The organism is Methanospirillum sp., from assembly GCF_035406105.1.
Taxonomy (GTDB): Archaea; Halobacteriota; Methanomicrobia; order Methanomicrobiales; family Methanospirillaceae; genus Methanospirillum.
In genome coordinates, this window is the sequence record NZ_DAONKG010000070.1 from 1 (window position 1) to 10659 (window position 10659).

Sequence of the window (10659 nt, forward strand, 5' to 3'; positions counted from 1 at the left end):
AATCAGCACGGTGCAGGAAATCCCTGGTAGAATGTTCTCCTGTATCACAATCCCCTCATAGGATCGGGACCGCGCCATCACGGAGCCAGGCCGTATCCGCTCCGTCACCACCCCTGTCATCACAGTCCCAATCTTCTGCTCATTTTTCTCGTGGAGCATTGCATATGCTTCCCGGATAATCTCACGTGACCTGTCCTTTCTGATCCGGTCAGGAAGCTCATTCGCACGTGTCATCCCTGTTCCAGGCCGCCATGAATACCTGGTTACATTCACCATTGCGGGTGAGATTTGGCGTATAAGCTCCCGGGTCTGCAGGTGATCCTCACTCGTCTCACCCGGGTAGCCGGTGATGATATCAGTCGCGATGCGTATTTCGGGCATATCAGACCTGAATATCTCAAGAATTTTCAGAATGTCGGCCACCCGATACCCGCGTCCCATCAAATCCAGCACATGGTCAGACCCGGACTGAACCGGCAGGTGAAGAAAAGAGAAGAATGGACCATGTTTCATTGCATGAGCGACTTTTTGTGCGATGGGAAGGAGCGTTGCAGGGTTCATCATTCCAAGCCGTATCCGTGCAGGTTCAGTGAGCGGAGGAACCCCTTCAAGGAGGGTAGCAAGGGTTTTATCTCCTGTATCACGGCCGTATGCGGAGAGGTCCTGTCCTGCCAGGCGGATCTCCACTGCTCCCCCCCGTGCATCCCCGACAATCCGTTTATAAATCACTCCCGGGGGAATACTGCGAATGGTGCCCCTGGCACACCGGGTGATACAATACCGGCAGAATCCCACACATCCAGGTCCGATCTGCACGACTGAAACCGCCCCTTCATGCGAGTAGGGAATACCCGCCGCTGCCCGGTGAACAGAGTCAGGATGTATCACCTTGATATGAGCCAGGTTCTCAAGGAGGGCTGGTCTTCCCAGCGGAAGGCATCCGGTTACATAGACCTCCCGGCCAGGGTATGCGGCGATCTCCTTACACATCTTCCGCTCGGTTGAATCAATGACGATGCAGGTGTTGAGAATGACCGCATCAGCCATCGATGGATCTGATACCATGATTGCTCCCTGGTTTTTTAGAACCGATGCCAGAAGATCTGAGTCCCCGGTATTATATGCACACCCAAAGGTCCGGATGCATACCCGCTGTCCGGATAATGCCTGTTCCCATGCACCATCAGGTTCAAATCTGATTTTATATCCATTTTTGAAGGGATATACGGGTGTACTCATGATCAGTTGCTCTCACCATTCAGGAACCAAACGCCTTAAAACATATTCTGCATATATGTAGGCAATGGTCAGAATCGGGCTCCTCGGGTGCGGTAATGTAGGCAGGATTATTGCAACCCACCAGGATGGATTTACGGTTGAGGCACTCTATGACCGCCTCCCGGACCATGCAGAGGAACTGGCCCGCATCTGTGGGGCTCCTCCATATGCAGATTTTCAGGAGTTCATCTCACAGGATTTTGATATCTGCGTGGAGGCTGCATCGGTCCTTGCGGTCAGGGAATATGCCCTGAAGGTCCTTGAAAACGGGAAAAACATCCTCATCCTTTCTGTTGGTGCCCTGTCAGATTCCTACTTCAGAAAAGCTCTCATTAATAAGGCACGGGAATACAAAAAGAAGATCCATATTCCCAGTGGGGCAATCATGGGCCTTGATAATCTGAAAGTCGGGCAGATAAGCAGGATCGATTCAATCCTGCTTAAAACCACCAAAAGCCCTGAGAGTCTTGGGATGCAGGTCACCACCCGAACCCTTGCATTTCGCGGCAAGGCAAATGAGTGTATCAAACAGTTTCCAAAAAACATCAATGTGTCTGTTGCACTTGCGCTGGCTGCTGAGCATGATGTGGATGTGGAACTCTGGGCAGATCCTGCGGTTGATCAAAATATCCATGATATTTATGTTACGGGTGAGTTTGGTGAGGCAAATATCCGCGTTGTCAATCATCCAAGCCCGGAGAACCCGGCAACCAGTTATCTTGCTGCTCTCTCCGTACTCTCACTTCTGAAAAACCTTGACAGTCCCCTGGTGATTGGATCGTGACCAAACGGAATCTTATTGCAGATGTACTTCGCTTAAAATCTGAAAAAAAAGCTCTTATTCTGGCACATAACTATCAACTCCCGGAGATTTTTGCCGTTGCAGATGTGATTGGAGACAGTCTTGAACTTGCTCTTGCAGCTCGAAACGCAACAGAGCCGATCCTGGTCCTCTGTGGGGTGAGGTTCATGGCCGAAACCGCTCGTATTCTGAATCCTGACAAGATGGTTCTGATGCCTGACCCTGATGCCGGATGTCCGCTTGCCGATTTTTTAACACCCGCGATGATTCAGAAAGCAAAGGAACAGTATCCAGAGGCAGCAGTGGTTGTATACATTAACAGCACTGCGGCATGCAAGGCGGTCTCGGATTCAGTCTGCACGTCAGGAAATGCAGTCAGGGTCGTCAGATCCCTCCCCCAGACCCAGATCATATTCGGACCGGATACCAACCTTGCCTCATATGTCCAGTCGGTCCTCCCGGAAAAGGAGATCATTCCTCTCCCTGAAGAGGGTCACTGCTATGTGCATATGCGGTTTGATCCTGAGGATCTGCAGGAGGTAAAGGGAGCAGGGATACCGATCATAGCCCATCCTGAATGTCCTGAAAAAATCCGGAATCTTGCTGATTACATCTCATCAACCGGAAAGATGGCAGAAATTGCACAGACCGGTCAGGCATGGTACATCTGCACTGAAGCTGGGATGCTTGACCGGCTCTGCGAACTCTGTCCTGAGCAGTCCTTCATCGGCAAGGAAGATGCCATCTGTGCTGATATGAAGAAGACGACCCTTCAGAACCTGATCGCCTGTCTGCGGGATCTAAGCGGGGAAATTACCGTGCCTCCCGACGTCATGGAAGGTGCCAGACGTTCCCTTGAATACATGCTCACGGTTCCATGACATTCCCTGAAATTCCCCTTCCCCACCTGATTGCATTTGTGGAAGAGGACAGTCCGTTTGGAGACATTACATCTGAAGCGGTGATTGAACCCCAGGTATGCACTGCTGAGATCTCGGCTCGTGAACCCCTCCTCCTTGCCGGGCTCTCTGAAGTGGTCCGTCTTGCTGTATGGTATGGGCTATCGGTCTCATCTGTCAGATCAGACGGGATGAACCTGCAGAACGGGGACGTGATGGTGACCCTCACCGGTCAGGCACATACCATCCTTCGGCTCGAGCGAACCCTGCTCAATATCCTTGGGCGCATGAGTGGAATTGCAACTCGGACACGGAGGATGCAGGAGCTCGTTTCTGCAATTAACCCCCGCTGCCGTATTGCTGCGACCAGGAAGACAGCGCCCGGTCTTCGCCTTATGGATAAGAAAGCGGCCATGATCGGGGGTGCTGATCCCCACCGGTTTTCCCTGTCTGATGCGATTCTGATAAAGGATAATCACCGGGTTCTGGTCAGCGTGGATGAGGCGATCCGGCGTGCAAAAGCCTCCGGGGCCTATCACCGGATCGAAGCAGAAGCAGATACCATCGACGAGGCCCTCATGATTGCCCGTGCAGGAGCTGACATAATCCTTTTGGATAATATGACTCCGGATCATATCTCGCAGGTCATCTCTCTTCTTACCCGGAGCGGACTACGGGAGAAGGTTATGATTGAGGTATCCGGAGGGATTACCGAAGATACCCTTGCGATCTATGCGGCACTTCCCATTGACCGGATAAGCCTTGGGATGCTTACCCACTCGGTCATCAATGCTGACGTCTCACTTGACATCATAAAAGGCTGATGTCTTTTCCATCCTCCACTACTATCTCCTCTTTTCCTTTCCAGTGCTGAACGGTACCGGTTATTCGTATGGGAGTTCCTGCCGGTATGTACGGAATATCTGGTGCTGATGCCGGGATGAAGATACTGACTCCAGATACGTTCATGATAACACTCCCTCCCGTGGCATGATACACGGAGCTGACAACTCCTTCCCAGTTCACCAGGGTCCCGTCCGCAAGGCCGGCATGATACTCTTTTGAGAGCTTATCTTTCCCAATACCGTCCAGCATGAAAGTCCCGGCACCGCAGATGATGGTGACAAGGATAAGAATCCCGATGGCGGTCTTCTCCTGGCTGTGAAGCAGTATCATTCCTTACAGGTTACCCCTCTTTCCCTATGAGGCATGAGGAGCGATAGGGACCAAGAGCCTTTGATATGATCACCTGCAGATAGAATAAGGAATGAGTACCATCCTGATCTTCCTTATCGTGATGGTGGCGATATCTGTCATCGGATTCAGGTTTAAACTGCCACCATTTTTCACCCTTGTCGGTGGAGCAATCGCCTTTGGTCTGATGATCGGAACCGCTCCAGATACCGTATTCCAGCAGGTTGCACTCGGCTGTGCCAGTATCTTTAACAGCCTGGGAATCCCCATCCTCGCCGGTTCGGTCATCGCAAAATACCTTGCTGAGCAGGGACTTATCCAGCAGATTGTCTCTGACCTGCGGACCCTGCTCAAACGACCGCCGACCCTCTCCGGTATTGCCGGATACCTTATTGCGGTCCCGTCAACCTGTCCGATAACGGCATTTATCATCCTCACCCCTGTCATCGAGTTCTTTACCTCGGATGAACGAAAACGGTCACTCCTGATTTATCTTGTAGCCATCGGTTCAGTTCTTGGGGTTGCGTATGTATACCCGACACCGGTCACCTACACTCTCTTTGACGCATTTGCCCCTGATTACTCACCGCTTCTCTATAACCTCGTTGCAATTCCCCTTTCCCTCATTTTTGTGGGGGCGATGATCTGGTATATCAGGAGGGAGTGTGATTTTGCCGATATCACTCATGAACAGATCGGGTACAAGAGACCGGAAGGGGCGTTTCATCTCCGTGCATGGGCACCGTTCCTGGTAATCTTCCTTGCAATTCCTATCGGATACCTTCTGCTGGGTCTGACTCATGCCGGCCTTTTACAGTTTATCATGCTGGCAGGAATGGCAACCGCGGTTGCGACCGCAAAACAGGAGATCAGATGGACCGGCTGGGTTCTTGGAGCAAAGCACGGGGGGGTTGTCATCTTTGACATCTGCGGTGCAGGGGCTCTTGGATACATCATCCAGCAGAGCAGTTTCCCGGCTGATGCATCCATTCTGCTTGCATCATCGCTGCCGATATTTCTCTTCCCCTTCGTCCTTGCTGCCCTCATTCAGACCGCCCAGGGCTCCAGGATTGTGACATCATACCTGACCGCCCAGGTTCTGGCGACGACGGTTATTCCATCCATGCTCAATCCGCTGGCCCTCTTCCTGATGATCATCGGTGGTGCAGGCCTCGTCTGCTTTGTAACCGATCCCTATTTCTGGCTCTTACACCGGACAACCGGGGATGACGTAAAAACGGTATTTAAACGATATACGATCCCACAGATATTCTTTGGAATCGCCACCTACCTCGTCGCCCTGCTTATCCAGTATCTGATGCCGATCAGATAATCCCCCTTTTTTCCTTGAAGTATATGAACAAGGAACATCAGATGTTTCTGTATGAATTACCACCGGACAATACTCCCGGTACTGTATGGCATTCTTGTTGTTTCCCTGCTCTGTACAGGGTGCCTGGCGAGTGAAGAAAGTTCGGGTATCACGTACTCTAAAACCACATCCCCTGAACTTGCATGGATTACCACATCCATGACAAATGTCGCAACCGGGGAACGGTTTACCATACAGGATCTTGCGGAGCAGGGAAAGCCGGTTATCATCCACAGTTTTGCCGTCTGGTGCCCCGGCTGCTCCATGCAACTGCTGGAGTCGACCAAGCTGCAGACTGCGTATCCGGATTCGTATATCGTTGTAGCACTGGATGTTGATCCCAATGACAATGCCGCAAAGGTGAAACGTCATCAGGAGTCCAACAACTTTAAGGGAATATTTACCACTGCTCCCACCGATGTGACCCGGAGTCTGATTCAGGCTTATGGGCCGGGATTTATCCAGTCAATCCCCCAGACCATCATCATCTGCGGGAAGTCAGCCACCTACCTTGAGGACGGCGTATTTAGTGCAGATACGCTGAAACGGGCAACTGACGAACTCTGCTCATAATATCATGGACATTACTCCTGAAATCTGGGCGATATCATTTCTGGCCGGTCTGTATACTCCGCTTGGAGCGATGTGTGTCCTCCCGCTCTATCCTGGCTACCTCGCTTTTCTGGCGGGCCGTACAAAGTCGGGGGGGAGTTCAACCCTCTCCCTTGGGTGTGCTGTTACCGGAGGGGTGCTTTTTGCGATGTTCGCGTTTGGCCTGCTTTTTGTATCGATTCTTAAGATGTCTACCGGCGATGTTCTGGAAATTCTCGGGCCTGCGATCTATTGCATCCTCGCCGCCATGAGTATTGCCATGATTGCCGGATTTGATATCAGCAGGTTTTTCCCTATGATCTCAACACCGGTTGGGAAAACTCCCGTTCTTACTGCGATCCTCTTTGGCGCATTCTTTGGGCTGGTTGCTCTCCCGTGTAATCCGGGTTCAATCATTCTGCTCTTCGCAATCTCAACCACAACGGCTGATTTTATAGCCAATTTTATCAATTTCGTCCTGTTCGGGGTTGGGATGGCAAGTCCGCTCCTGCTGCTTTCGGCACTCTCCATGGAAAAAAGCAGAACCTGTATCCGGTTCTTTACCTCCCATCACCTGCTGATAAACCGGATTGCCGGGGTTCTGATGCTGATGGTTGCCGTATATTACCTGATCTTTGTGTTCCTTGCAGAACACCTCTGATCAGGTGCGGTGATATCTGCGATAGAGGAGTATCAGAATGATCAGCACTCCTGCAAGGGTTATCATCTGGATACATCCGGTATCGGTTTCAGGCAGTCCCCTTGCCGCTTTGACCTCTTTTTTCCCTGCCCAGTCTGTGAGAAAGACTGATGCAAAGTATGAGGCAGCCTCACTGCTCCGGATGATGACTCCGGCCTCCCGGTTAAAGCAGGCTGAGTTCTCGTTCCAGTTCATACTTGATATCAGAACCTGATCATCAGCGATGACACCCTTCGTATGAACCTTCAAAAGCCCCGCCTTTTCAGGGTACAGGATCTCAGCCTGCAATGGAATGTTCTCCTGTGCTGCCAATGTCTTCAGACTGGTGACCATCTCATCGTTGTCCTGCTCGCCTTCGATGTTGTAGTAGTATCCGTCCAGCAGGATTCTGACATCAACACCCCGTCTGGCTGCATCTATTGCTGCTGCAAGGAATGGGTTGGTTCCATTCTTTGGATATTCCTTTATGTATGCCTGCTGTATCCATACCCTGCTCCGGCTTGTATTGATCAGATCAGCAACCAGGATGCTCGTATCAGGTGAGAAGACTGGTGTTACTGAGGCTCCTGTAAAGGATACCGGAACAAAGACCGGCCTGTAGGGCTTCGTAACCGGCTCCTCCATGCTTCCCGGTCGTCCCTGTGCGGTCCGTACCCCCGGGCCGTCAGAATCAGCATCAAACACTGCTGTGAAAATTGACGCAAGTTCCACCGAATCAAGGGCCACTCCCCATCCACGGTTTCCTGAGTACCCGGCAGGAGGGAAGGAATGTTCCTTGAAGTTTTCTGTAGTAATAAGCACCCGCATGCCATCTGCCACGAGATATTTGGCATGATCATACCGGTACGGGGCATGGACTTCACCTGCTCCCTCCATGACCATGATCTCTGCGCCTGCATCACTCAGTTTCTGTATGATCGAAAGCTCCTCGGCCGGCATACCTCCGACTGGTCCGCCTTCAAGCAGGACGGATACCTTCACCCCCCGGTTTATAGCATCACACAAAAGATCTGAAAGCCTGGCATCGGTAAACTCATAGATGTTGAGAAGAATGGATTGCTTTGCTGATTTGATAGTCTCTTCCAGAACCTGCCTGGAGCAGTCAGGTGATACAAACCCGATCCCGGTTACATTCTCAACGGTCTTCGGGACAAGCCGTGTCCCGCCAGCCATGAGGATGCGGGTGTCCCACCGGCCGTCCGGCGACCTGATGTGGATCTGACCTTTTCTTGGCTGAAATGTTCCCGGCCAGGTAACGGTATCGCAGATAATCCCCTGACTGCTCAAAGTCAGGTCGTCCTTCTTATTTGAGAGCTGAAACCGGCCCTGAACGGTCACCTGTGGGATTGCAGGAGTACTGTCAATGATCTCCCAGGCAGGATACTCCCCCCACACCTGTTTGTACTGTTCTCCATTGCGCGCTATGGTGCAGGACCGGGACGCGGAATATCCGGGCAGAAGCGTGATGGTTCCTTCCCCGTCTGATATTGTGCATGGACCAGGGAGATCATCCCAGCCTATGGTGATGTATTCATCCTCATCTCCCTTCATCCAGGTATCCGGATACACTTCAAGGAAATATGGGCCGGCTGATACAGGGGCGAGAAGTATGAATATGAGCAGGAGAGCAAGAGGGTGGTACATGGGGATCAGGGTTTATTGGTCATTGATACATGAACGTACTGCATTGTGTCTGACCAGGATAGACCGTTGATCATCAAGATAGGAGGCAGTCTGATAGAATATGCGTCAGGGATTATCAGGACGATCCGGGAGAGTAAAAGGAATGTCCTGATCATTCCCGGCGGGGGCATTTTTGCCGATCTCGTCCGTCAAAAGGAGATTTCAGACACCGCAGCGCATTTTATGGCAATCGCAGCAATGGATCAGTACGGCTGGGTACTCTCTTCATATGGGATGCCGATCACCCATGAACCGGTGATGACAGGAGTCCCCCATATCTTCCTTCCCTATACTCACCTGGTCCATACCGATCCCCTTCCGCATTCCTGGGATATTACCTCAGATACCATCAGTGCCTACTATGCCCGTCTGCTCAGTGTGCCACTTCTCCTCCTGAAATCAGTTGATTATATCCGGGCATCTGAAGGAGCAGTGCTGATGCTAAAACCAGGTATGGAAACAGATGATCTTGATCCGGCATTCATCCCCTATATCTTTGATCACCATATCGAGGGATATATAATCCGGGGTTCTGACTATGCGAGACTTGCCGGTTTTCTAAGAGGTGATGCGGTGATGGGGACCGGCTTTGGCGGTACCATTTAAGGTCTTGATGGAGAAACCAGATAAGCAGCTTTTTGGAAGTCTGAATATGAGTAGAACAAACTGCACGTCATGTAACGGCCCAATGGCAGAACAGGGCTCTGTAGAGTTCGGCTGCCCGGCATGCGGGGCCACCATTCGCCGGTGTTACCGGTGCAGAGAACAGAGCGTAGAGTACATCTGCCCAACCTGCGGCCTTCGGGGACCATGAGATCATGGGAGACGTAGCGCTTATTATCAAGGTTATGCCGGAATCTCCCGAGGTCAACCGGGAGCGTATTATCGCAACCATCAAGGAAAAATTTCCCCGTGTTCAGGATATCAGGGAGGAGCCCATCGGCTTTGGACTTGTTGCATTAAAGGTTGCACTCGTTGTTCCTGACGCAGAGGGACAGACCGAGACTATTGAAACCACTCTGAACGCTATTGAAGGCGTTGAGCGGGCAGAAATCGTTGAATCAACCCTTGTGTAATTGTGTAATCTGCAGAGGGGCTTTTTAAAACGTTTCAATACCGGGGAATTCTACTCCCCTTTCTCAAGAATTGTGAAGATTTCTCTGGTGATTCCGCGGATCTTTTCAACCGAGTTTTGAAAGTTCCGGACCTCAAGAGGCTCAATCCGAATGGGAACCGGGTACACTCCGCTTCGGTTAATCCTCGCAGGGACACCGATACATACATCCCCGATGTTATGCACCTCGGCTTTGATGTATGCAGATACTGTAAGGATACGGTTTTCATTTCCAAGGATGGTCCGAATCAGTGTGGCAATTGCCTCGCCAGGTCCCCAGACCGTGGCACCTTTTGATGCGATGATCTTCTGACCAGAAGACCGTACCTGATGCATGATATCCTCAATTGGTACCTGTGCAAAACTGGGCAGGTTGGATATCTGGATTCCACCGATAGTCGTTGCAGACCAGAGAGGCACCATGCTGTCGCCATGCTCACCGATGATACGGGTATGCACCTCGCTGACATGCACCTGAAAGAATGACGCAATCGCTGATTTGAGTCGCATTGAATCAAGATGTGTCCCAAGTCCGAAGACTTCATTTGGTTTTTTCCCCGAATACTTCAATGCAACATGAGTCATGATGTCCACAGGGTTTGTGACCATCATAAGAAATGATCCAGGGGCGACAGTTCCGATCTTTTGTGCGAAATCCCTGACAATTCTGGCATTCTCTACTGCGAGATCCAGCCTGGTCTGTTCCGGCTTTCTCGCAATCCCGGCGGCAAAGACAATGATATCAGATCCCTTCAGATCCTCAATGGCACAGCTCCAGCTGACATGGCTGTCTGTTCCGGTTGCAGCAAATGAATCAATAAGATCCCGTGCCACCCCCTCAAGGACCGATTCCGAGCCTGGCCGTCCGTAGAGTTGAACCTCACGTACGTACGGAATGCGTGAGATAGACAGTGCTGCATACTGGCCTACCTTTCCGGTTGCACCAACAATCGCAACTTTTGCCATAAGAATCAGAGTATTGGGGACATGTTATCAGTCGATCGGTCATTGCAGCCCTTTCCAGGG

13 protein-coding genes are annotated in these 10659 nt (G+C 51.3%); 9 read left to right on the top strand and 4 right to left on the bottom strand.

Annotated features, from left to right (window positions below):
• A partial coding sequence (locus PLA23_RS05745) for a radical SAM protein (RefSeq protein ID WP_324474376.1) occupies nucleotides 1-1239 on the bottom strand: 1239 nt, incomplete at its 3' end.
• A gap of 64 nt (nucleotides 1240-1303) precedes the next feature.
• Between PLA23_RS05745 and nadX the strand changes: the two genes are divergently transcribed.
• Genes nadX through nadC form a run of 3 tightly spaced genes read left to right on the top strand, consistent with a single transcriptional unit; the run spans nucleotide 1304 to nucleotide 3803 of the window.
• Nucleotides 1304-2062, top strand: a complete 759-nt coding sequence (gene nadX / locus PLA23_RS05750; protein WP_324328523.1) for an aspartate dehydrogenase — start codon at nucleotides 1304-1306, stop codon at nucleotides 2060-2062.
• Nucleotides 2059-2961: a quinolinate synthase NadA gene (gene nadA / locus PLA23_RS05755; RefSeq protein ID WP_324328525.1), complete on the top strand. Its 903-nt coding sequence runs from the start codon at nucleotides 2059-2061 to the stop codon at nucleotides 2959-2961. Before nadX ends, nadA begins: the two co-directional genes overlap by 4 nt.
• Complete coding sequence (gene nadC, locus PLA23_RS05760; protein ID WP_324328527.1) at nucleotides 2958-3803, top strand: carboxylating nicotinate-nucleotide diphosphorylase; 846 nt, start codon at nucleotides 2958-2960, stop codon at nucleotides 3801-3803. Before nadA ends, nadC begins: the two co-directional genes overlap by 4 nt.
• On the opposite strand, the gene PLA23_RS05765 is transcribed toward nadC, so the two are convergent.
• Complete coding sequence (locus PLA23_RS05765) at nucleotides 3790-4155, bottom strand: hypothetical protein (protein ID WP_324328528.1); 366 nt, start codon at nucleotides 4153-4155, stop codon at nucleotides 3790-3792. The genes nadC and PLA23_RS05765 overlap by 14 nt on opposite strands.
• Nucleotides 4156-4246: 91 nt before the next feature.
• Between PLA23_RS05765 and PLA23_RS05770 the strand changes: the two genes are divergently transcribed.
• The 3 genes from PLA23_RS05770 to PLA23_RS05780 are packed head-to-tail and all read left to right on the top strand — an operon-like array spanning nucleotide 4247 to nucleotide 6797.
• The gene (locus PLA23_RS05770) at nucleotides 4247-5506 is read left to right on the top strand and encodes a GntP family permease (protein ID WP_324328530.1); all 1260 of its coding nucleotides are present in this window, start codon (nucleotides 4247-4249) and stop codon (nucleotides 5504-5506) included.
• A gap of 51 nt (nucleotides 5507-5557) precedes the next feature.
• Nucleotides 5558-6118, top strand: a complete 561-nt coding sequence (locus PLA23_RS05775; RefSeq protein ID WP_324328532.1) for a TlpA family protein disulfide reductase — start codon at nucleotides 5558-5560, stop codon at nucleotides 6116-6118.
• A 4-nt stretch (nucleotides 6119-6122) separates the two neighbouring features.
• Nucleotides 6123-6797, top strand: a complete 675-nt coding sequence (locus tag PLA23_RS05780) for a cytochrome c biogenesis CcdA family protein (RefSeq protein ID WP_324328534.1) — start codon at nucleotides 6123-6125, stop codon at nucleotides 6795-6797.
• Here PLA23_RS05780 and PLA23_RS05785 read toward each other — a convergent pair whose 3' ends face one another.
• Nucleotides 6798-8480 (bottom strand): phospholipase D-like domain-containing protein, encoded by a 1683-nt coding sequence (locus tag PLA23_RS05785; RefSeq protein ID WP_324474379.1) that lies wholly within the window; start codon nucleotides 8478-8480, stop codon nucleotides 6798-6800.
• Between the two features lie 45 nt (nucleotides 8481-8525).
• Between PLA23_RS05785 and PLA23_RS05790 the strand changes: the two genes are divergently transcribed.
• From PLA23_RS05790 to PLA23_RS05800, 3 genes are read left to right on the top strand one after another with little or no spacing between them, the layout of a single operon-like run.
• On the top strand, nucleotides 8526-9125 hold the full coding sequence (locus PLA23_RS05790) for an amino acid kinase family protein (RefSeq protein ID WP_324474381.1): 600 nt from the start codon (nucleotides 8526-8528) through the stop codon (nucleotides 9123-9125).
• A gap of 7 nt (nucleotides 9126-9132) precedes the next feature.
• Nucleotides 9133-9333, top strand: a complete 201-nt coding sequence (locus PLA23_RS05795; protein ID WP_324474383.1) for a zinc finger domain-containing protein — start codon at nucleotides 9133-9135, stop codon at nucleotides 9331-9333.
• A gap of 4 nt (nucleotides 9334-9337) precedes the next feature.
• Entirely contained in the window at nucleotides 9338-9595 is a 258-nt protein-coding gene (locus PLA23_RS05800) for an elongation factor 1-beta (RefSeq protein WP_324328542.1), read from the top strand.
• Between the two features lie 50 nt (nucleotides 9596-9645).
• On the opposite strand, the gene PLA23_RS05805 is transcribed toward PLA23_RS05800, so the two are convergent.
• On the bottom strand, nucleotides 9646-10599 hold the full coding sequence (locus PLA23_RS05805) for a malate dehydrogenase (RefSeq protein WP_324328544.1): 954 nt from the start codon (nucleotides 10597-10599) through the stop codon (nucleotides 9646-9648).
• Nucleotides 10600-10659 lie beyond the last annotated feature (60 nt).

Coding starts and splice junctions, on each gene's coding strand:
- nadX (WP_324328523.1), top strand. CDS start 1,304: ATGGTCAGAATCGGGCTCCTCGGGTGCGGTAATGTAGGCAGGATTATT.
- nadC (WP_324328527.1), top strand. CDS start 2,958: ATGACATTCCCTGAAATTCCCCTTCCCCACCTGATTGCATTTGTGGAA.
- PLA23_RS05765 (WP_324328528.1), bottom strand. CDS start 4,155: ATGATACTGCTTCACAGCCAGGAGAAGACCGCCATCGGGATTCTTATC.
- PLA23_RS05770 (WP_324328530.1), top strand. CDS start 4,247: ATGAGTACCATCCTGATCTTCCTTATCGTGATGGTGGCGATATCTGTC.
- PLA23_RS05775 (WP_324328532.1), top strand. CDS start 5,558: ATGAATTACCACCGGACAATACTCCCGGTACTGTATGGCATTCTTGTT.
- PLA23_RS05780 (WP_324328534.1), top strand. CDS start 6,123: ATGGACATTACTCCTGAAATCTGGGCGATATCATTTCTGGCCGGTCTG.
- PLA23_RS05785 (WP_324474379.1), bottom strand. CDS start 8,480: ATGTACCACCCTCTTGCTCTCCTGCTCATATTCATACTTCTCGCCCCT.
- PLA23_RS05795 (WP_324474383.1), top strand. CDS start 9,133: ATGGAGAAACCAGATAAGCAGCTTTTTGGAAGTCTGAATATGAGTAGA.
- PLA23_RS05800 (WP_324328542.1), top strand. CDS start 9,338: ATGGGAGACGTAGCGCTTATTATCAAGGTTATGCCGGAATCTCCCGAG.
- PLA23_RS05805 (WP_324328544.1), bottom strand. CDS start 10,599: ATGGCAAAAGTTGCGATTGTTGGTGCAACCGGAAAGGTAGGCCAGTAT.